Below are 20,049 nucleotides of genomic sequence, written 5' to 3' on the forward strand. Positions count from 1 at the left end.
AGGAGCCTTCCCTCGTGCGTTCCTTCAACCGTGGTGCGCTGGACCTCCGGCCCGTCACCCTCACGCCCAACGTCAACCGCTACGCGGAGGGCTCCGTCCAGGTGGAGTTCGGCCACACCAAGGTGCTCGTCACCTGTTCGGTGGAGGACCGCGTCCCGCCGCACCTGATGGGCAAGGGCTCGGGCTGGGTGACGGCCGAGTACGGCATGCTCCCGCGCGCCACGCACACCCGCGGCTCGCGCGAGGCCGCCAAGGGCAAGCAGTCCGGCCGCACCATGGAGATCCAGCGGCTCATCGGCCGCGCGCTGCGCGCGTCGGTGGACCTGCAGGCGCTGGGCGTGCGCACCTTCACGCTGGACTGTGACGTCATCCAGGCGGACGGCGGCACGCGCACCGCGTCCATCACCGGCGCGTACGTGGCGCTGGTGCTGGCCATGCGCTCGCTCAACAAGCCGGGCCTGTTGAAGGGCCTCACGCCGCTGGCCGCGGTGTCCGTGGGCGTGGTGAACGGCGAGGTGCGCGTGGACCTGGACTACGACGAGGACTCCACCGCGGAGGTGGACCTGAACCTGGTGGCCACGGGCGACGGCCGCATCGTGGAGGTGCAGGGCACCGCCGAGCACAAGCTCTTCGACCGCAAGTCGATGGACGCGATGCTGGACGGAGGCCTGGCCGCCATCCAGCAGCTCGCCGCCGCGCAGGCGAAGGTGCTGGGATGAAGCCGAAGCTGCTCTTCGCCACGGGCAACGCCGGCAAGCTGCGCGAATTGCGCGCGCTCGTGGGCGACGCGGTGGAGGTGGTGTCCCTCAAGGACCTGCCCCCCGTGCCGGAGCCCGTGGAGGACGGCGCCACCTTCGAGGAGAACGCGGTGAAGAAGGCCCGCGAGTACTCGAAGGCCACCGGGCTGCCCGCGCTGGCGGACGACTCCGGGCTGTGCGTGGACGCGCTGGACGGGCGGCCCGGCGTGCACTCCGCCCGCTACGCGCCGGGGAGCGACAAGGACCGGTACGAGAAGCTCCTCGCGGACCTGGCGGACGTGCCGGAGGAGCGGCGCACCGCCTCCTTCCGCTGCGCCCTGGCGCTGGTGACGGGGAGGGGTGACGAGGCCCGGGTGGAGGTGGGCCGCTGCGAGGGCGTCATCCTTCGGGCGCCGAAGGGCGCGAACGGCTTCGGCTACGACCCCGTGTTCCAGGTGGAGGGGGAGGGCGGGCGCTCCATGGCGGAGCTGGCGCCGGAGGAGAAGTCGCGGGTGTCGCACCGGGCCCGGGCCTTCCAGTTGATGCGGCGCCATCTGTTGGCGCTCTGACCGGGCGGGCGGGCGTCAGGAACAGCAAGCTTGCGCGTCCGTCCGCGTTAGGCGAAGAATGCAGCACTTCTCGGGGCGTAGCGCAGCCTGGTAGCGCACCTGCCTTGGGCGCAGGGGGTCGGAGGTTCAAATCCTCTCGCCCCGACTTGAAGTGCCGTGGGTTTCAGCAGCGTTGTTGTCGACCAGCTCCAGTAGCTCAGCTGGATAGAGCACCGACCTTCTAAGTCGGGGGTCGCAGGTTCGAGCCCTGCCTGGGGCGCAAATCTGCTGGCAGATGGTTTTGGGCCTTGAACGGCTCCGGTTTCCACGGTAGGAGACCGCCGCTTTCCAAAGCCGTGACGTGTGAAGTGACGGCGAATGTAGCTCAACTGGTTAGAGCGCCGGACTGTGACTCCGGAGGTTGCCGGTTCGATCCCGGTCATTCGCCCTTCTTCTCTCGCTTCCTGTCGCGCCTATAGCTCAACTGGATAGAGCATCGGCCTTCGAAGCCGAGGGTTGGGGGTTCAAGTCCCTCTGGGCGCACACCCTTTCCCAGCCCCTTCCTGGTGTGAAAGCGAAACGCCCGCGCCCCTGTTCCGGGACGCGGGCGTTGTTCATTTCGCGCTCACGCGGGACTTCAGGCGTCCGGGTTCGCGGCCCCGTTCTTCGCCGTGGGCACCTGGCAGCGCAGCTCCGTCTCCGCCTCCAGCGCGGTGAGGTTCTCGCGCATGGCCTTCGCCCACTTGGCCCGGGGCTGCTCCATCAGCTTCTCGTGCGCCAGGTCGATGGTCTCGCTCAGCTCGTCGTCGGACAGCTCGGACGTCGTCTTGCCCTTGTGCGGGCCGAACGCCACCACCACCGCGCTCGCCTTCGGGCGCTCCGGCGTCTGGGCCACGGGCACCGCCGCCACCGTCTTGGCCGGCGCCAGCGGCACGTCCACGTCCAGCCGCGCCTCCTCCTTCTCCGGAGTCCGCGCCGTCTCCACCGCCTTGGGCGCCTCCGTGGGCGCCGGAGCCAGGGTGGGGAAGGACGCCTTCACCGGGCCCGGCTTCGAGCCCAGCACCTCGTAGGCGCCGGAGGCGGGCGCGGGCTCGTCGTGCGCGTCGTACTCCTCGGCCGGCATCTCCTCGCGCACGTACAGTCCGCCGAAGGCCTCCGGGTACGCCTTGCGCAGCGCCGCCACGCGCGCGCACTTTTCAATCATCGTCGTGGGAATCTTGGCCCACAGCGGCGTCTGCTGGACGTAGCCGGAGAAGTCCAGCCACACGACCACGGGCAGCTTCCCCTCGCGCACCACGCGCGACCAGGCACCCACCAGGGCGCCCTTGCGCTTGGCCGGGTTGAAGCGGTGCACCACCTCGCCCTTGCCCTGGTCCACCACGATTTCGTCCTCGGCGAACACCGCGCTCGCCTGGATGCCCTTGAAGTCCGGAAAGCGCTCCGCCCGGGCGAGCATCCCCGCCTCGGAGGGCTGGAACTCGTACTTCGTCACCCAGTTGGGCCGCTCGCGGTTGCCCACGTTCTGCCGGCGCGCCACGCAGAACGCTTCCTTGAGGAGCGGATCCAACCCGCTGCGCTTGCACTGCTCGATGAAGAGGGCGAACTCGTCCTCGCTGATTCCCCGCGGGCAGATGGTCCGCTTCACCAGGTCCACCCGCTCCCGGTTCCAGGCCGCGCCCTGCGGCGACGCCGTTCCATCCGCCTTCACATTCGCATCCATCACTGTGTCTCCGGCCCTGCTCGAAAAGGCGGACGACCCTCGCCCGCCCACATGGTTGCCCGGGCTCACGACGCACGACCGGTGGGGCAGGGGCCCGGAAGGGTCCCTGCTACAGGCCTGCAGCGCGAACCGCGGCGTGGATCAACATGCGAGCCGGGCCGACCCTTCGCATCGCTTCCCGGTCGTGGGGACGGCCGGCCGCACGCCGGGCATCCGGTTCCAACGCGGAGAATGGAAGGGGTGTGCAAAAACGTTTTGACAGGACAGGCGGCGCCCGGTATTCACCGCGCCACCTCGGACGTCGCGCAGCCAACGCGGCCGAACGCAAAACCGGGAGCGTAGCTCAATTGGCAGAGCAATGGACTCTTAATCCATAGGTTGTGGGTTCGATTCCCTCCGCTCTCACTCGCAGGGCCCCTTCTGGAAACGGAAGGGGCCCTGTGTCTTTTCCGGCGCTCCCTGGCCCGGAAGCGCGCGCCGGAAAGCCCCTGTCCCCCACGGACGTTTCGCGGTAGGACGGTCGCACGACGCGTCGGGCGGGTGGCGAAACTGGTAGACGCGCCAGACTTAGGATCTGGTACCGCAAGGTGTGAGGGTTCGAGTCCCTCCTCGCCCATTTCGCGTTGACCCGTTCGTGCCTATCCCCTAAAGCCCACGTCCCACTTTCCGGTTGCCGCCCCGGGACGCACAGCCCGTGGAGGCGGCGAGCGAGGCCCGCATGAAGGTCCAGGTCGAAGAGCTCTCTCCCATCGAGAAGAAGCTCTCCATCGAGGTCGACTCCGCCCGCGTTTCTGAGGAGCTCAACCGCGCGTACACCGCGCTCAGCGGCCAGGTGCGCCTGCCCGGCTTCCGTCAGGGCAAGGTCCCCCGCCGCATCCTCGAGCAGAAGTACCGCGAGCAGGTGGAGGACGACGTCATCCAGCGCGTCGTGCAGCGCGCCTACCTGGACGCCGTGCGCGAGCACAAGGTGGAGGCCGTCGCCTCGCCCCAGGTCACCAACTCCGGTCTCAAGCCCGGCGCCCCCTTCAGCTTCGAGGCGCGCGTGGAGGTGAAGCCGAAGGTGGAGGCCAAGGACTTCGAGGGCCTGGCGCTCACGAAGGTGGACACCGCCGTCGCGGACGACGCGGTGAACCAGCAGATCGAGAACATGCGCCAGAACCTGGGCCGCATCGAGCCCGTCACCGACCGCGACACCGCGGCCCAGGGCGACCAGGTCACCATCGACTTCGAGGCGAAGGTGGACGGCAATGCGTTCCCCGGCAGCAAGGCGGACGGCATTGGCGTGCGCGTGCAGGACGGCGACCTCATCCAGGGCAACATCCCGCAGCTCGCGGGCGTGAAGGTCGGCGAGTCCAAGGACGTGGAGTACACCTTCGCCCAGGACTACCAGGCCGAAGAGGTCCGCGGGAAGACGGCCGTCTTCCACATCACCGTCAAGGAGCTGAAGAAGCCGGTGGTGCCGGAGCTCAACGACGACTTCGCCAAGCAGACCGGCGTCGCGCAGACGGTGGACGAGCTGCGCGCCAATGTGCGCTCGGACCTGGAGAAGGCCAAGAAGAACCAGGCCACCGTGGACGAGCGCGACGGCCTCATCAAAGCGCTCCTGGAGAAGAACCCGTTCGACGTGCCCCGCGCCATGGTGGAGCGCGCCATCGACTCCATGATGGAGGGCGCCTTCCGCCAGATGCAGCGCCAGGGCATCGACCCGCGCCAGCTCGGCCTGGACTTCAACCGCCTGCGCGACGAGATGCGGGAGAAGGCCACCCTCGAGGTGAAGGGCACGCTGCTCTTCGAGGCCATTGCCCAGCAGCAGAACATCCAGGCGTCCGACGAGGACGTGGAGAAGCGCATCGAGGACCTGGCCATCGAGGCCAACCAGCCGGTCGCCCAGGTGAAGAAGTACTTCAAGGGCCCGGACGAGCGCCTTGGGTTGTCTCTGCGACTTCGCGAGGAAAAGACGATTGAATTCCTCAAGGGCCGGGCGAAGTATTCTTGAGGCTTTCCTTCAAGGCACCTGAGTCCCTTCTAGAGGTCCATCCGACATGCCCTTCATGCCCGTCCCCTACGTCATCGAGCAGACCCACCGGGGTGAGCGCTCGTACGACATCTACAGCCGGCTCCTGAAGGACCGCATCGTCATGCTGGGAACGGAGATCGACGATGACGTGGCCAACGCCATCGTCGCCCAGCTCCTGTTCCTGGAGTCGGAAGACCCGGACAAGGACATCAACCTCTACATCAACTCGCCCGGTGGCTCCGTGACGGCCGGTTTGGCCATCTACGACACGATGCAGTACGTCAAGGCGCCCGTCTCCACCATCTGCGTGGGGCAGGCGGCCTCCATGGGCGCCGTGCTGCTGCTCGCCGGCGCGAAGGGCAAGCGCTACTCGCTGCCCTCCAGCCGCATCATGATCCACCAGCCGCTCGGTGGCGCGCGCGGTCAGGCGACGGACATCGAAATCCAGGCCCGTGAAATCCTTCGCATGAAGGCCAAGCTCAACGAGCTCATCGTCAAGCACACCGGACAGACGATCGAGCGCGTGGAGAAGGACACGGACCGCGACTACTTCATGGGCGCCGCGGAGGCGAAGGCGTACGGCATCATCGACGCCATCCAGGACCCCCGGAAGGTCGTGGGTGTGAAGCCGGAAGAGAAGAAGTAGACACACCGACATCCGAAAGGACCGGGGCGTCAACCACCCGGTCGGCGGCCGGGGGTGCTGGGAATCTTCTCCCGCGCCTCCGGCCTTCTCGTTTCTCCCGTCACCGGCATTTTCCCCTTGTTAAGTACCCGGAAGGTGCGTGGACGTTCCGGATGGGGGCTGACTAGATTGGCGGGAGCAGGGGACCGGACGCGAAGCGGGTTGGGGCCTTTCAGGCGCAGCGAGGGATTTCATGGCGGGTAAGAACGTGGAGAAGCGAGACAACCAGACCCTCTGCTGCTCCTTCTGCGGCAAGTCGCAGAAGGAGGTGAAGAAGCTCATCGCGGGCCCGACGGTCTACATCTGCGACGAGTGCATCGGGCTGTGCAACGACATCATCGCGGAGGAGATCGACCGCGAGGAGACCAAGGACACCAAGCTGCGCATCCCCCGGCCTTCTGAAATCAAGGCCGTGCTGGACGAGTACGTGGTGGGCCAGGAGCGCGCGAAGAAGACGCTCTCCGTGGCGGTGCACAACCACTACAAGCGCATCGAGTCCAAGGTCGCCATGGACGACGTGGAGCTGCAGAAGAGCAACATCCTGCTGCTCGGCCCCACGGGCTCCGGCAAGACGCTGCTCGCGCAGACCCTGGCGCGCATCCTCAACGTCCCCTTCACCATCGCGGACGCCACGTGCCTCACGGAGGCCGGCTACGTCGGTGAGGACGTGGAGAACATCATCGTCAACCTGCTCCAGGCCGCGGACCACGACATCGAGCGCGCGCAGCGGGGCATCGTCTACATCGACGAAATCGACAAGATCGCCCGCAAGTCGGAGAACCCCTCCATCACGCGCGACGTGAGCGGCGAGGGCGTGCAGCAGGCGCTCTTGAAGATCATCGAAGGCACGGTGGCCAACGTCCCGCCCAAGGGTGGCCGCAAGCACCCGCAGCAGGAGTTCCTGCAGGTGGACACCACCAACATCCTCTTCATCTGCGGCGGCGCGTTCGGCGGCCTGGAGCAGGTGATTGAGCGGCGCCTGGGCGGGCGCAGCCTGGGCTTCGGCGCGGAGATCCAGTCGCGCAAGCAGCGCAACCTCAGCGAGCTGCTCAAGCACGTGGAGCCGGAGGACCTGCTCAAGTTCGGCATGATTCCGGAGTTCATCGGCCGCCTGCCCATCATCACCGCGCTGGAGGAGCTGGACGAAGGCGCGCTCGTGAACATCCTGGGCGAGCCCAAGAACGCGCTCACCAAGCAGTACCGCAAGCTCTTCGAGCTGGACGGCGTGTCGCTGAAGTTCACCGACGGGGCCTTGAAGGCCATCGCGTCGGAGGCCATCCGCCGCAAGGCGGGCGCTCGCGGCCTGCGCTCCATCCTGGAGACGGCCATGCTGGACGTGATGTACGAAATCCCGTCCCGCAAGACGGCCCGCGAGGTGCTCATCTCCGAGGAGGTCATCCTCAAGAAGAGCGAGCCCGTCGTCCTGCACTCGCAGGACAACAAGGAGACACCAGAGCCGAAGAAGGAATCGGCCTGAGCGGAATCATCCTCTAGGGGCTCGCAAGAGCCTGACGGGGATGACGGGGCGCGTCACGGTCATTGGACCGGGGCGCGCCCTTCGTCTTTCCCGGGGGGCTTGCGGGCGTGGGGGCGGGCCACGCTTTTTTGCGGGCCGGGGCGGGGGGCTTCTTGTATCTGCTGTCCCCCATGAGAAAGCTCCTCATGCCTGCCCTGTTGTCGCTCGTGGCGTGCACCTCCGCGAAGGAAGCCACGCGTGATGAAGCCCCCGCCGCGTCCCAGGCGACGCAGGCCGCTCCGGCCCAGGAGGGCCCCTCCCGCATGGCCTACCCGGCGACCCGTTCCGACGCGGTGGTGGACACGCTGCACGGCGAGCAGGTGGCGGATCCCTACCGCTGGCTGGAGGACGAGAAGGCCCCGGAGGTCCAGGCCTGGATGAAGGCGCAGGACGGCTTCACGCGCGACGCGCTGGCGAAGATGCCGGGCCGCGACGCGCTGGCGAAGCGCTTCACGGAGCTGTTCTACGTGGACTCCGTGACGGCGCCCTTCCGCCGGGGCAACCGCTTCTTCTTCATGCGGACCCACAAGGACAAGGAGAAGGCCATCGTCTACTGGAAGGACGGTGAGTCCGGACAGGAGAAGGTGCTGCTGGACCCCAACGCCATGAGCAAGGACGGCCCGGTGTCCCTGGGCCGCTGGGTGCCGTCGTGGGACGGCAAGCGCGTGGCCTTCCCGGTGCGCCCCAACGCCGCGGACGAGGCCACCCTGCACGTCATCGACGTGGACACCGGCGAGTGGTCCAAGGTGGACGTGATTGAGGGCGCCAAGTACGCCAACACCAACTGGACGCCGGACGGCAAGGGCTTCTACTACGAGTGGCTGCCCACGGACCCCTCCATCCCGGTGGACGCGCGCCCGGGCTACACCACGCTCAAGTTCCACAAGCTGGGCGAGGATCCGAAGAAGGACGTCGTGGTGCACGAGCGCACCGGCGACCCGACGACGTTCCTCCAGGGCGACCTGTCGCGGGACGGCAAGTACCTCTTCGCGTCCATCCTGCGCGGCTGGAGCGAGAACGACGTCTACTGGAAGCACCCGGCGGACAAGGACTGGCGGCTGCTCGTGAAGGGCAAGGGCGCCAAGTACAGCGTCATCGCCTGGAAGGACCGCTTCTACGTCGTCACCGACGAGGGCGCCCCGCGCCAGCGCGTCTTCGCCGTGGACCCCAGGAAGTCCGAGCGCGCGAACTGGAAGGAGCTGGTGCCGGAGGACCCCAAGGCCACGCTGGAGAGCGTGTCGCTGGTGGGCGGCCACCTGGCGCTGGAGTACCTCAAGGACGTGACGACGGAGCTGCGCATCGCCACGCTGGAGGGCAAGCCGGTGCGCACCGTGCAACTGCCGGGCGTGGGCGCCGCCAGCAACCTGCTGGGCCTGGAGGACCAGGACGACGCCTACTTCTCCTACAGCTCCTTCACCACGCCCCGGCAGGTGTACCGGACGTCCGTGAAGAGCGGGAAGGTGGACCTGTGGGCGAAGGTGGAAGTGCCCATGGACCCGGACGCGTACACCACGGAGCAGGTCTTCTTCACGTCGAAGGACGGCACGAAGGTGCCCATGTTCCTCGTCTACAAGAAGGGCCTGAAGAAGGACGGCACCGCCCCCACGCTCCTGTACGGCTACGGCGGCTTCCTGGTGAGCATGCAGCCGGGCTTCCGCGCGAGCATCCTGCCGTGGCTGGACGCGGGCGGCATCTACGCGGTGGCCAACCTGCGCGGCGGCGGTGAGTACGGCACCGCGTGGCACGAGGCGGGCAAGGGCGCGAACAAGCAGAACGTGTTCGACGACTTCGCCGGCGCGGCCGAGTACCTGGCGAAGGAGCGGTACACGCAGGCGAAGAAGCTGGCCATCTACGGCGGCAGCAACGGCGGCCTGCTGGTGGGCGCGGCCATGACGCAGCGCCCGGAGCTGTACGGCGCGGTGGTGTGCGGCGTGCCGCTCCTGGACATGGTGCGCTTCCACCTGTTCGGCAGCGGGCGGACCTGGGTGCCGGAGTACGGGTCCGCGGATGACGCCGGGCAGTTCAAGACCCTGTACGCCTATTCGCCCTACCACCGCGTGCGTCAGGACGTGCGCTACCCGCCCCTGCTGATGATGAGCTCGGACCACGATGACCGGGTGGACCCCATGCACGCGCGCAAGTTCGTGGCGGCGGTGCAGAACGCGAAGGGCAATCCGGCGCCCACGTTGCTACGCATCGAGGCGAACGCGGGCCATGGAGGGGCGGACCAGGTGGCCAAGGCCATCGAGTCCAGCGTGGACATGTATGCCTTCCTCTTCCAGGCGCTGGGCGTCGCATGGCCGGACGCCGGGGTAGCGGCCGAGAGCCGCTAGAATGGGGGCAGGACACACTCCTGCCTCCCGGTGTTCCCTTGAAGGCAGGGTGCGGACCCCCAATCTTGAGCGGGGAACGGGTCCTGCGACCGGCGTGTTATAGAGCGGTGTTTCACCCTGCATGCGCGCTTGGGCGGCATGTGGGCAACTCTTGAAGGGCCTGCCCGTACGGCGGGCCAGCGGGTGGCGGATACATGTTCTTCGGACGTGACGACAAGAAGGAAGCCCAGAAGCGGGGACTCACCATCCCGCTCTTGCCCCTTCGGGACATCATCGTGTTCCCGCACATGGTGGTTCCGCTGTTCGTCGGCCGGGAGAAGTCCATCGCGGCGCTGAAGGACGCGATGGCCCACAAGGGGCCGGATGACAAGGCGGTCATCCTGCTGGCCGCCCAGAAGAAGGCCAAGACGAACGACCCCTCGCCCGACGACATCTTCCACTTCGGCACCATCGGTCACCTCATCCAGCTCCTCCCGCTGCCCGACGGCACGATGAAGGTCCTGGTGGAGGGCGTGCGCCGCGCCAAGGTGAAGAAGTTCCACCCGAACGACGCCTTCTTCATGGTCGAGGTGGACGAAGTCGAGGAGCAGTTGGAGAAGAGCGTGGAGCTGGAGGCGCTGGTGCGCTCCGTCCACTCCGTCTTCGAAGCCTTCGTGAAGCTCAACAAGCGCATCCCGCCGGAGATGCTGATGCAGGTCGCCAGCATCGACGACCCGGCGCGCCTGGCGGACACCATCGTCGCCCACCTGTCGCTGAAGCTGAACGACAAGCAGGCGCTGCTCGAGACGGAGTCTCCGGCCAAGCGCCTGGAGAAGCTCTACGAGCTGATGCAGGGCGAGATCGAAATCCTCCAGGTGGAGAAGAAGATCCGCACGCGCGTCAAGAAGCAGATGGAGAAGACCCAGAAGGAGTACTACCTGAATGAGCAGATGCAGGCCATTCAGAAGGAGCTGGGTGAGCGCGACGAGTTCAAGAACGAGATCCAGGAGATTGAAGAGAAGCTGAAGAACAAGCGGATGAGCAAGGAGGCCACGCTCAAGGTCAAGAAGGAGCTGAAGAAGCTCCGGATGATGAGCCCGATGAGCGCCGAGGCCACGGTCGTCCGCAACTACATCGACTGGATCATCAGCCTGCCCTGGTACGACGAGACCCAGGACCGGCTGGACGTCACCGAAGCGGAGCGGGTGCTCAACGAGGACCACTACGGCCTGAAGAAGCCGAAGGAGCGCATCCTCGAGTACCTGGCCGTGCAGCAGTTGGTGAAGAAGCTCAAGGGGCCCGTGCTGTGCTTCGTCGGCCCCCCGGGCGTGGGCAAGACGTCGCTCGCGCGCTCCATTGCTCGGGCCACGGGCCGCAAGTTCGTGCGCCTGTCCCTGGGCGGCGTGCGTGACGAGGCCGAAATCCGCGGCCACCGCCGCACGTACATCGGCGCGATGCCGGGCAAGCTCATCCAGTCCCTGAAGAAGGCGGGCAGCAACAACCCCGTGTTCCTCCTGGACGAGATCGACAAGATGTCCACGGACTTCCGTGGCGACCCGAGCGCGGCGCTGCTGGAGGTGCTGGACCCGGAGCAGAACCACAACTTCAACGACCACTACCTGGACCTCGACTACGACCTGTCCAAGGTGATGTTCATCTGCACCGCGAACACGATGCACAACATCCCCGGTCCGCTGCAGGACCGCATGGAGGTCATCCGCATCGCGGGGTACACCGAGCCGGAGAAGCTCTCCATCGCGCGGCGCTACCTGATCCCGAAGGAGCAGGAGGCCAACGGCCTCTCGGACCTGAAGATCGAGATCACCAACGACGCGCTGAAGACCATCGTGCACCGGTACACGCGCGAGTCGGGCGTGCGTTCGCTGGAGCGTGAGATTGGCGGCGTGTTCCGGAAGATCGCCCGCGACGTGCTGAAGAACGGCAAGCGGGACCTCATCGAGGTGGACCGCAAGCAGGCGATGAAGTTCCTGGGCACGCCCCGCTTCCGCTACGGCGTGGCGGAGCGCGAGGACCAGGTGGGCATCGTCACGGGGCTCGCGTGGACGGAGCTGGGCGGTGAGATCCTCACCACGGAAGCCACGTCCATGCCGGGCAAGGGCAAGCTCATCATCACCGGCAAGCTGGGCGAGGTGATGCAGGAGTCCGCCCAGGCGGCCATGTCCTACGTGCGCAGCCGCGCGGAGCGCTTCGGCATCGACCGCAAGGTGTTCGAGAACTACGACATCCACGTCCACCTGCCGGAGGGCGCGATCCCCAAGGACGGTCCGTCCGCGGGCGTCACCATGGCCACGGCGCTGGTGAGCGCGCTCACGCGCGTGCCGGTCCGCAGGGACGTGGCGATGACGGGTGAAATCACGCTGCGTGGCCGCGTGCTGCCCATCGGCGGTCTGAAGGAGAAGACGCTGGCGGCGCACCGCGCGGGCATCAAGACGGTCCTGATTCCGAAGGCGAACAAGAAGGACCTGAAGGACATCCCGCTGAAGATCCGCAAGGCGCTGCGCATCGTCCCGGTGGAGTTCGTGGACGACGTGCTGCGTGAGGCGCTGCTCCTGGAGAAGCCGGAGGAGTTCGGCCGCAAGGGAGCGGGGGACAACCTGAAGACGGGGCTGTCCGTGACGGAGACGGCGTCCACGCCTTCGCAGGCCTGAGGTTGAGCGCCGGCCCCCTTGATGGGGCCGGGCAGTGACGAAGCCAGGATGCCGGCCGACCAGGGGTCGCCGGTCTCCTGGCTTCTCTCTTTTTTACGGGCCGGTCGGGGTACAACGCGGGTGGTGGCTCCCCGCGCGCGAATCCTGTCCTACTCCCTGGTGCTGGTGATGGCCGCGGCCTGCGGGCCGTGCGGCTTCCAGCCCGAGCCGGGCGTGAAGGTGGTGGTGCCGGCGATGCCCACCACGCTCGACTGGAGCCACTCGGATCCGCAGAGCTGGGTGAACTACCCGGTGATGCTGGCCACGCAGAAGGGGCTCACCACGTTGGGGGCGGACCACTCGGTCCAGCCGGGCCTGGCGGCGCGGTGGGAGCGAGAGGCGGACGCGGCCGGGCATGAGGTCTACACGTTCCACCTGCGCGAGGACGTGACGTGGTCGGACGGTTCTCCCGTCACGGCCCGTGACTTCGTCTTCGGGTGGCACCGGGCGCTGCTTGGACGTGAGCGCGGCGAGATGGCGGACCTCCAGGGGGCGGAGGAGGTGCTCGCGCTGCAGGAGCGCGGGGCGCCGGAGGCGGAGGTGAAGGCCGCGCTTGCTCGCGTGGGTGTGGAGGCGGTGGACGCGCGGACGCTGCGGGTGACGCTGGCCCGGCCCCGGAGCTACTTCCTGGCGCGGCTCGCGAACGTGTACCTGTTCTTTCCCGCGCCTTCGGCGGACCTGGAGGGCAGGTCGGACGAGGCGGTGCGCGACTACTTCGACCGGCCTCGCGACGGGCGGCCGCTGGCGGTGGGGCCGTATCGCGTGGAGCGCTGGGACCGCGCGGGGGAGCGCGTGCGGCTGGTCTTCAACCCGCGCAGCGCGTTCGTTCCGCCGATGGGCCCCGGGGAGACGCCTGCGCCGGTGTTGACGCTGATGAAGTCGGAGATCGGCCCGGCGCTGTACGAGCGGGGCCGGGTGGACTTCGTCTTCGTGGACAGCGCGGCGGCGCTGCGCGGGATGAAGGCGGCGGACCTGAAGCGGGAGCCGCTGTTGTCCACGTACTTCCTGGGCTTCAACACGGAGCGCCCGCCGCTGGACCGGCCGGAGGTGCGCCGGGCGCTGGCGCGGGCGTTGGACCGGGAGGCGCTGCTCGCGGGGCTGCTTCCGGCCGCTCGGGCGACGAACGTGTTGCTGCCGCCGGAGCTGCCGGATGCGGCGACGCCGGAGCAGGCGGCCCGGCTGCCTCGCTATGAGCCGGAGCGGGCGAAGGCGGAGCTGGCGGGGGCGAAGGGGTTGGACCGGCCGCTGCGGCTGGTGGTGAAGGCGGGGGATTCGTTCGTGCCGGAGGAGGCGCTGGCGGAGCGCATCGCGGCGCAGCTCGCGAAGGTGGGCGTGCGGGTGGTGGTGGATTCGCGGTCGGACTTCTCCGCGGAGGTGGCGCGCAGGACGCCGCAGGGACCGCGTGCGTATGACCTGTACCTGCGGCGGCTGGGCGCGGACTACGCGCACCCCAACACGTTCTTCACGCTGTTCGAACGGCAGGGCAACCACCAGACGGGCTGGGAGTCGCAGGGCGGCGGTGAGCCGATGCGCCGCTTCGAGCAGTTGCTGGAGGATGCGGACGGCGACCCGGATCCGGCTCACGCGCGGGAGCTGTACGCGAAGGCCCAGGAGGTGCTGGTGGGGGAGGAGGCGGTCATCGCGCCGCTGTACCACCCGGACCGCTACTTCCGGGCGCGGGCGCGGCTGCACGGCCTGGACGTGGACCCCTTCAACTTCCTCGCGCTGCGCGCGCTGCGGCTGGGGCCGGATGAGACGCCCTCGGCCCGCGCGGAAGGGCAGGGGCCCTAGCGCATGGACCCCGTGATGCGATGTGGAAGGCCGAGCTTCGAGCGCCCGTTGCGTGCGTGCCACCTGGGAGCCGAGGGGGTGTGCCCCACGAGGCCTCGGTGCGTGCGCTCTCGGGCGATGGCTTCAGGCCCTTGGCGCATGGGCACGATAGGCCGGGCCTCTCTGGGGCCGTCGCCCATGCGTGGCGTGGGGCCACGCGAACGGCGGGGATGCGCTGCCGCCGGATACCCACGGTGCCCTCCCCCCGGCCGACAGGGTCCAAACCTGTCCGACAGTCGGACCGGTTTCACCGGCGCGCCGTTGCCGGGGTGTCCCTGCGGCGTTCCCATTCCGAGGGCCTAGCGCATGCGCCTCATCGCGACGCGCCTCGTGCGCCAGCTCGTGCTCGTGCCAGTGGTGGCGGTGGCCTCGTACTTCCTCATGGCCGCGCTGCCGCTCACCACGGAGAGCGACAACAAGCGGCAGGTGTCCCCGGAGCTGGCGGCTTCGTACCAGCGCGACCTGGGCATCGGTGAACCGCTCGGGTTCCTGCGGCCGTGGGAGAAGCTCTTCGCGGGGGAACGCCTGGGCACCAGCGCCCAGGGCATCACCGGCGATGAGCTGCTCCAGAAGCTCTCCGGCAGCGTGGGCGTGGGACTGGTCGCGCTTCCCCTCGCGCTTGCCTGGGCGGTGGGCTTCGCGCTGCTGCGCACCCGTTGGCGGCGGGGGCGCTTCGCCGTGCTCGGGGACGTGCTCCCCGCCATCGCGTTCGGGACGCCCGTGTTCATCCCCGCGCTGCTGCTGGCGCCCGCCGTGGTGGAGCGCGGTCACCTGCTGCCGGAGCTCTGCGCCGCGGTCGTCATCGCCATCTGGCCGGGGACCTTCCTGGGCACGCTCGTGGGTGATGCGCTGGAGACCGAGCTGTCCCGCGACTACGTGCGCACCGCGCTCAGCAAGGGCCTGGACCCCGGCACCGTGCTGCGCCGCCATGTCCTCCCCAACGTGTGGCCCGCGCTCCTGGACGCCGTGACTCCCGTCGCCACGGCCCTGCTCGCGGGCTCGTTCGCCGCGGAGCGCGTCTTCGGCCTGCCGTACTTCGGCCAGCTCTACGTGCTCGCCGTGCTCAACAAGCAGGTCGCCGTCGTCGTCGTGTCCACCACCACCTTCGCCACCGTGCTCGTCGTCGTGAGCCTCACCGTGGAGCTCTTGCGCATGCTCGTGGATCCCCGCGCCCGGGAGGCCCGCGCTTGAACCGCGTCCCCGTGCGTGCCTGGGTGGGGCTGGTCCTGCTCGTGGGCCTGGGGGCGCTGAGCCTCGTGGCCGGCCGCCTGTTCCCCGAAGCCCTCGCGAACACCTGTCCGCTCGGCTGGGACCTGAACCGCCCGGACCGCAGCGTGTGCGAGCTGGCCTTCGGCGGCCTGTGGGTGTCGCTGGCCATCGGGCTCGCGGCCGGCGCGCTGTCCACCGTGCTGGGGCTGGCGGTCGCGGCGCTCGCGCGGCTGTCCGGCGGCGTGACGGAGCAGGTGCTCCTGCGGGCGGTGGACGCCGTGTTCGCCCTCCCGGATGTCCTCGTGGTGATGGTGCTCCAGCTCGCGGGCCAGTCCCTCATGGACGCGGGCATGGGCGGGGGCCTGGGGCCCTTCGGCTTGATGGTGACGTCCCTGGCCCTGGTGGGCTGGGCCGGCCCCGCGCGCATGTTCCGCGACCGCCTGGCCACGCTGGAGGGCCAGGAGTACGTGGCCGCCGCGCGGGCCCTGGGCGGCGGCGGCGCGCACATCCTCCGCGTGCACCTGTGGCCGCTCTTGCGCCCCTTCGTGCTGGCCGTGTTCCTGAGCCGCCTGCCGAGCGCCATCCTCACCGAGTCCACGGTGAGCTTCTTCGGCATCGCCCGCATGGAGCCCATGTCCCTGGGCCGCTACCTGGGCACGTCCTACGCCGCGCTCATCTACGAGGGCGGCGGCCGCGTGGTGATTCCCGCGTGGGGGCTGCTCGTCCTGCTGGTGCTTGGCGCCTCGCTCGCTTCACAGGCGCTGGGGGGAGGTACCCGTCGCGAAGTGTGAGGAATGCCGCACATTGAGGCGGCGGTTTCACACGGACGGAAACCCCTTGCCCTCAGGTGAACATCATGTCCCTCCCGACGGAAGAAATCCCCCTCTCGCCTGCCCGTGATGAGCGTCCGCGTGACGACGGCCTGCGCAAGGAGACCGTCCGGGGTTCGGTGCTGGTGGTGGAGGACGACGCCGCGCACCGCGAACTCCTGGTGGAGCTGGTGAGCACCTGGGGCTACGACGCCATGCCCGTGGGCAGCGCGGAGGAGGCCGAGTTCGCCGTGCGCAACAAGCGCATGGACGCCGCCATCGTGGACGTGTTCCTGCCCGGCCGCAGCGGCACCACCCTCATGTCCAAGCTGCGCGAGAAGTTCCCGCAGGCCGTGCTCATCGGGGTGAGCGCCATGAGCGACGCGGCCACGGCTCGCAAGTGCAAGGGCCTGGGCGCGGACCTCTTCATCGGCAAGCCGTTGGATCCGGAGAAGCTGGCCAAGGCGCTGAAGTCCAAGCACCAGAGCTGGCACTGAGGTCAGCAGGGGAGCGGGTTCCGGTTGCACACCCCCGCCGGACGGCCGATGCTCCCTGGCGTGAAGAACCTCGCCTCCGGCTTCCTGCTGGCCATGCCCCAGCTTGGAGACCCGAACTTCTACCGCTCGGTCATCCTGATGATCGAACACGGGGAGACGGGCTCCATGGGGCTCGTCGTGAACCGGGGAGCGCCCCTGACGCTCGGTGAGCTGGCGCGCGGTCAGTCGATGGACATCTCGACGGACCGCGTGTCGCAGCCGGTGTTCGTGGGCGGCCCGGTGGAACCCCAACGGGGCTTCGTCCTGCACGACGATGAGTCCGTCGCGGAGAAGCACTCCGTCCTTCCGGGCCTCTACCTCAGCGTCACCCTGGACGCGCTGGGCCCCCTCCTGCAGCGGACGAGTCCGCGCGTGCGCTTCTGCCTGGGGTACGCGGGCTGGGGCCCCAAGCAGTTGGAGAATGAAATCGCCGCGGGCTCGTGGCTGTACGCCGACGCCACCGCGGACGCGGTGCTGGGGCAGGACCCGGCGAAGTTGTGGGATGCCACCCTGCGCGGCCTGGGCGTGGACCCGGCCATGCTGGTGATGGGAAAGGGGATGAACTGATGCTCGACGCCGAGACGCTTCGCCGTTACCTCCTGGACGCCCTGCCGGGCTCGGAGGTGGAGTTGAACGACACCACGGGGACGGGGGACCACTTCGAGGCGCGCGTCATCTCGCCCGCCTTCACCGGCAAGACGATGGTGGAGCAACACCAACTGGTGTACGCGCCGCTGCAGCAGTGGCTCAAGTCGGGCGAGCTGCACGCGCTCGCGCTCAAGACCTATTCGCCCGAGCAGTGGAAGAAGCTCGGGCCCCGCTGAAGAAGGAGCAACGATTCATGGACGCAAACCTCAAGGCCCAGTTCGACGAGACGGTGAAGTCGCACCCCATCGTCCTCTTCATGAAGGGCAACGCCCTGTTCCCCCAGTGCGGCTTCTCCGCGCGCGCGCTCCAGTTGCTCCAGCCGCTGGGCCCGGTGCACACGGTGGACGTGCTGGCGGACCCCGCCGTGCGCCAGGGCATCAAGGACTACTCCAACTGGCCCACGATTCCGCAGGTCTACATCCACGGGAAGTTCGTGGGCGGGTCGGACATCCTGATGGAGCTGGCCGAGCGCGGCGAGTTGCAGGATCTGGTCGCCGCCGGCGGCAAGTAGGCGTTGGAGCGGGAGCGGGGCCGGGGGGAAGACCCGGGCCCCTTCCCCCGCGTAGACTGGGCGGCGGTCGCCAAGAGGGGTTGAAAGCCGCCGTGCTCACCGTCACACCGCCTGAGTCGAAGCCGCAGGACGCGTCCACCGAAGTGCCCGGCGTGCCGGTCGAGGGGGGCCCCCTTCCTCCCGGCGCGAACGTCGCGGTCGCCACGCCCGGCGGCGCGGTCGTGGATCCGGACGACCTGGTCAGCACGGAGAAGACGCCCACGCTGGTGGACCGCGTGCAGGCCTTCCGCGCGAAGTACGAGAAGCAGGAGATGGCCCTCTTCTTCTTCGCGGGCTTCCTCTACGATGTCCTCACGCTGAGCCCCATCGACGACGCGCTCACGGAGGTGCAGAACTTCGTCTACCTGGCCGTCCTGGCGGGCCTGCTGGTGCTGGAGCAGCGCTACCCCGAAGGCGTGGAGCCGCCGAAGCTCCTGTCCAAGGTGTGGCGCTTCCGCGAGGACGCGCTGCACTTCTTCATGGGCAGCCTGCTGAGCGCGTTCACGCTGTTCCTCTTCAAGAGCTCGTCGGGCTTCACGCCGCTGCTGTTCATGGCGGGCATGTTCGGGTTGCTGGTGGCGAACGAGCTGCCGCGCTTCCGGCAGTTGGGCCCCGTCATCCGCGTGGCCGTCTTCAGCCTGTGCGTGACGCTGTACTTCGCGTCGCTCCTGCCGGTGCTCTTTGGACGGGTGGGGTGGTGGATCTTCACGCTGTCCGTCGCGCTGGGGTGCGGGAGCGTGTACGGGCTGCTTCGCGTGCTCAAGCGCTGGCGCCCGGATGAGAAGGCGCTGCTGCGCACGGTGGCGATTCCCGGCTTCGGCGCGCAGGCGCTGCTGCTCGGGTGCTACTTCGTGGGCGTGATTCCGCCGGTGCCCCTGGCGGTGCAGTACAGCGGCATCTACCACCAGGTGAAGCGCGTCTCCCCGGGCGTGTATCACCTGACGTCGGAGGCGCAGCCCTGGTGGAAGGTCTGGACGGCGTTCCACCACGGCGACCAGGACTTCCTGGTGCGGCCGGGCGAGGAGCCCATGTACTTCTTCCGCATCTTCGCGCCCAAGGGCTTCGAGCCGTACCGCGTGCGCGTGCGCTGGTTCTTCGACCACCCGGAGAAGGGCTGGACGTCGCTGGGCAAGGGGTTCATGGCCAACGTGACCAGCAACGGCACGGAGGGCGGCTACCGCTACTACGCGCGGCCGGGCACCACGCCCAAGCCGGGGGACTGGCGCGTCGTGCTGGAGACGGAGGACGGGCACGAAATCAACCGCCTCAACTTCACCGTCACCGAGGACACGCGCACCGAGCCGCGCCCGGAGAAGGTGGACGTGTCCGTGCTCAAGGTCATCAAGCCCATCTCGCTGGAGGACTGGCAGAAGCTCCAGCCTCCCGCGCCGGTGACGGCCCCGGCCCCCGAGGCTACGGCGCCGGCGCCTTGAGCAGCGTCACCTGACCCAGCAGCACCGGCACCGCCGTCTCCACGCGCAGGATGCGGGGGCCCAGCGAGAAGGGCAGGAAGCCGTGGGCTTCCAGGAGCTGCGCCTCGAAGGGGACCCAGCCTCCATCCGGTCCGATGGCGAGCACCACCCGCGTGGCGCTCGTGATGTCCCGGGCCTGGAGGGAGAGGCTGGCGGGCGGGTGGGGGAGCAGGCGCAGCGGCTCCGGGCCGAAGATGGCGTCCAGCTCGTCCTCGACGAAGGGGCGGAAGCGCTCGCGGACAAGCACCTCCGGCATGCGGGTGTCGCGGGCCTGCTCCAGGCCCTGGAGGAGCAGCTCGCGGACGAAGGCCTCGTTGAGCACCTTGGAGTCGAAGTAGCTCTTCTCCACGCGGGCCGCGTTCACCAGCACGACGCGGTCCACGCCCAGGGACGCCACGGCGGGCAGGACCTTCTTGAGCGCCTTGGGGCGGGGGATGGCCAACAGCAGGTCCACGCCGGCCCGGGGCGGCGGCGGGTCCGTCAGCTCGACGCGCAGGTGGAGCAGGCCGGGGGCGTTCTCCAGCACCTCGCCCGTGCCGGTGAGGCCGTTCAGGCGGCCCACGCGCAGGGATTCGCCGGGTTCGGCCTTGAGGACCTCGCGGGCGTGCTGGGCGCGGCGGCCGGTGAGCCGGGCGGTGCCGTCCGGCTGGAAGTCCTCGTCCAAGAGCAGGAGCAGGTTCACGGTCCCCTCCATGTAGCCGTTCCCGGGCGGGCAGGGGAGGGGGCGGGCCTTCCGTCAGGGGCCGCCACAG

At 68.7% G+C, this 20,049-nt stretch carries 17 protein-coding genes and 6 tRNA genes; 21 read left to right on the top strand and 2 right to left on the bottom strand.

Annotated features, from left to right (window positions below; all coding sequences use genetic code 11):
- Positions 1-14: 14 nt before the first annotated feature.
- The 6 genes from rph (at position 15) to K8556_RS03250 (ending at position 1,828) form a co-directional block, all read left to right on the top strand.
- Positions 15-719 carry a ribonuclease PH gene (rph, locus tag K8556_RS03225; RefSeq protein ID WP_223738534.1) on the top strand — a complete coding sequence of 235 codons (705 nt, stop codon included), beginning with the start codon at positions 15-17 and terminating at the stop codon, positions 717-719.
- Positions 716-1,306: an RdgB/HAM1 family non-canonical purine NTP pyrophosphatase gene (gene rdgB / locus K8556_RS03230; RefSeq protein ID WP_223738535.1), complete on the top strand. Its 591-nt coding sequence runs from the start codon at positions 716-718 to the stop codon at positions 1,304-1,306. Before rph ends, rdgB begins: the two co-directional genes overlap by 4 nt.
- 71 nt (positions 1,307-1,377) lie before the next feature.
- Positions 1,378-1,451 (top strand) — tRNA-Pro (locus K8556_RS03235).
- A gap of 40 nt (positions 1,452-1,491) precedes the next feature.
- A tRNA-Arg gene (locus K8556_RS03240) sits at positions 1,492-1,565 on the top strand.
- A gap of 94 nt (positions 1,566-1,659) precedes the next feature.
- Positions 1,660-1,733: transfer RNA gene (locus tag K8556_RS03245), tRNA-His, on the top strand.
- 21 nt (positions 1,734-1,754) lie between these two features.
- Positions 1,755-1,828 (top strand) — tRNA-Arg (locus tag K8556_RS03250).
- Between the two features lie 94 nt (positions 1,829-1,922).
- On the opposite strand, the gene bet is transcribed toward K8556_RS03250, so the two are convergent.
- Complete coding sequence (bet, locus tag K8556_RS03255) at positions 1,923-3,005, bottom strand: phage recombination protein Bet (protein ID WP_223738536.1); 1,083 nt, start codon at positions 3,003-3,005, stop codon at positions 1,923-1,925.
- Positions 3,006-3,337: 332 nt separating this feature from the next.
- Between bet and K8556_RS03260 the strand changes: the two genes are divergently transcribed.
- The 15 genes from K8556_RS03260 (at position 3,338) to K8556_RS03330 (ending at position 19,258) form a co-directional block, all read left to right on the top strand.
- Positions 3,338-3,410: transfer RNA gene (locus K8556_RS03260), tRNA-Lys, on the top strand.
- Positions 3,411-3,539: 129 nt separating this feature from the next.
- A tRNA-Leu gene (locus K8556_RS03265) sits at positions 3,540-3,621 on the top strand.
- 102 nt (positions 3,622-3,723) lie between these two features.
- A complete protein-coding gene (tig, locus tag K8556_RS03270; RefSeq protein WP_223738537.1) occupies positions 3,724-5,001 on the top strand; it encodes a trigger factor in 1,278 nt (425 codons plus the stop codon).
- Between the two features lie 46 nt (positions 5,002-5,047).
- Entirely contained in the window at positions 5,048-5,668 is a 621-nt protein-coding gene (gene clpP / locus K8556_RS03275) for an ATP-dependent Clp endopeptidase proteolytic subunit ClpP (protein ID WP_223738538.1), read from the top strand.
- 232 nt (positions 5,669-5,900) lie between these two features.
- The gene (gene clpX, locus K8556_RS03280) at positions 5,901-7,184 is read left to right on the top strand and encodes an ATP-dependent Clp protease ATP-binding subunit ClpX (protein WP_014394869.1); all 1,284 of its coding nucleotides are present in this window, start codon (positions 5,901-5,903) and stop codon (positions 7,182-7,184) included.
- 185 nt (positions 7,185-7,369) lie between these two features.
- Complete coding sequence (locus K8556_RS03285; RefSeq protein WP_223738539.1) at positions 7,370-9,556, top strand: prolyl oligopeptidase family protein; 2,187 nt, start codon at positions 7,370-7,372, stop codon at positions 9,554-9,556.
- A 194-nt stretch (positions 9,557-9,750) separates the two neighbouring features.
- Complete coding sequence (gene lon / locus K8556_RS03290) at positions 9,751-12,204, top strand: endopeptidase La (RefSeq protein WP_223738540.1); 2,454 nt, start codon at positions 9,751-9,753, stop codon at positions 12,202-12,204.
- Between the two features lie 120 nt (positions 12,205-12,324).
- Positions 12,325-14,034, top strand: a complete 1,710-nt coding sequence (locus K8556_RS03295) for a peptide ABC transporter substrate-binding protein (RefSeq protein ID WP_370639882.1) — start codon at positions 12,325-12,327, stop codon at positions 14,032-14,034.
- Positions 14,035-14,379: 345 nt separating this feature from the next.
- A complete protein-coding gene (locus K8556_RS03300; RefSeq protein WP_120549145.1) occupies positions 14,380-15,264 on the top strand; it encodes an ABC transporter permease subunit in 885 nt (294 codons plus the stop codon).
- Entirely contained in the window at positions 15,261-16,073 is an 813-nt protein-coding gene (locus K8556_RS03305) for an ABC transporter permease subunit (protein WP_223738541.1), read from the top strand. Before K8556_RS03300 ends, K8556_RS03305 begins: the two co-directional genes overlap by 4 nt.
- 65 nt (positions 16,074-16,138) lie before the next feature.
- On the top strand, positions 16,139-16,588 hold the full coding sequence (locus K8556_RS03310; RefSeq protein WP_014394875.1) for a response regulator: 450 nt from the start codon (positions 16,139-16,141) through the stop codon (positions 16,586-16,588).
- Between the two features lie 60 nt (positions 16,589-16,648).
- Positions 16,649-17,194 (top strand): YqgE/AlgH family protein, encoded by a 546-nt coding sequence (locus K8556_RS03315; protein WP_043322781.1) that lies wholly within the window; start codon positions 16,649-16,651, stop codon positions 17,192-17,194.
- Positions 17,194-17,451 carry a BolA family protein gene (locus K8556_RS03320; RefSeq protein ID WP_120619125.1) on the top strand — a complete coding sequence of 86 codons (258 nt, stop codon included), beginning with the start codon at positions 17,194-17,196 and terminating at the stop codon, positions 17,449-17,451. The genes K8556_RS03315 and K8556_RS03320 overlap by 1 nt, the downstream gene beginning before the upstream one ends.
- 17 nt (positions 17,452-17,468) lie before the next feature.
- Positions 17,469-17,786 carry a Grx4 family monothiol glutaredoxin gene (grxD, locus tag K8556_RS03325; RefSeq protein WP_223738542.1) on the top strand — a complete coding sequence of 106 codons (318 nt, stop codon included), beginning with the start codon at positions 17,469-17,471 and terminating at the stop codon, positions 17,784-17,786.
- Positions 17,787-17,878: 92 nt separating this feature from the next.
- Positions 17,879-19,258: a DUF2914 domain-containing protein gene (locus K8556_RS03330; RefSeq protein WP_223738543.1), complete on the top strand. Its 1,380-nt coding sequence runs from the start codon at positions 17,879-17,881 to the stop codon at positions 19,256-19,258.
- On the opposite strand, the gene K8556_RS03335 is transcribed toward K8556_RS03330, so the two are convergent.
- Entirely contained in the window at positions 19,239-19,979 is a 741-nt protein-coding gene (locus K8556_RS03335; protein WP_223738544.1) for a 16S rRNA (uracil(1498)-N(3))-methyltransferase, read from the bottom strand. The genes K8556_RS03330 and K8556_RS03335 overlap by 20 nt on opposite strands.
- Between the last annotated feature and the right edge of the window lie 70 nt (positions 19,980-20,049).

Origin of the sequence: Corallococcus sp. AS-1-12 (assembly GCF_020036995.1) — a bacterium.
GTDB lineage: Bacteria > Myxococcota > Myxococcia > Myxococcales > Myxococcaceae > Corallococcus.

What these genes read in the sequence shown, in the direction of transcription:
- rdgB (WP_223738535.1), top strand. Translation starts at nt 716, where the DNA reads ATGAAGCCGAAGCTGCTCTTCGCCACGGGCAACGCCGGCAAGCTGCGC.
- bet (WP_223738536.1), bottom strand. Translation starts at nt 3,005, where the DNA reads ATGGATGCGAATGTGAAGGCGGATGGAACGGCGTCGCCGCAGGGCGCG.
- tig (WP_223738537.1), top strand. Translation starts at nt 3,724, where the DNA reads ATGAAGGTCCAGGTCGAAGAGCTCTCTCCCATCGAGAAGAAGCTCTCC.
- clpP (WP_223738538.1), top strand. Translation starts at nt 5,048, where the DNA reads ATGCCCTTCATGCCCGTCCCCTACGTCATCGAGCAGACCCACCGGGGT.
- clpX (WP_014394869.1), top strand. Translation starts at nt 5,901, where the DNA reads ATGGCGGGTAAGAACGTGGAGAAGCGAGACAACCAGACCCTCTGCTGC.
- K8556_RS03285 (WP_223738539.1), top strand. Translation starts at nt 7,370, where the DNA reads ATGCCTGCCCTGTTGTCGCTCGTGGCGTGCACCTCCGCGAAGGAAGCC.
- lon (WP_223738540.1), top strand. Translation starts at nt 9,751, where the DNA reads ATGTTCTTCGGACGTGACGACAAGAAGGAAGCCCAGAAGCGGGGACTC.
- K8556_RS03300 (WP_120549145.1), top strand. Translation starts at nt 14,380, where the DNA reads ATGCGCCTCATCGCGACGCGCCTCGTGCGCCAGCTCGTGCTCGTGCCA.
- K8556_RS03310 (WP_014394875.1), top strand. Translation starts at nt 16,139, where the DNA reads ATGTCCCTCCCGACGGAAGAAATCCCCCTCTCGCCTGCCCGTGATGAG.
- K8556_RS03320 (WP_120619125.1), top strand. Translation starts at nt 17,194, where the DNA reads ATGCTCGACGCCGAGACGCTTCGCCGTTACCTCCTGGACGCCCTGCCG.
- grxD (WP_223738542.1), top strand. Translation starts at nt 17,469, where the DNA reads ATGGACGCAAACCTCAAGGCCCAGTTCGACGAGACGGTGAAGTCGCAC.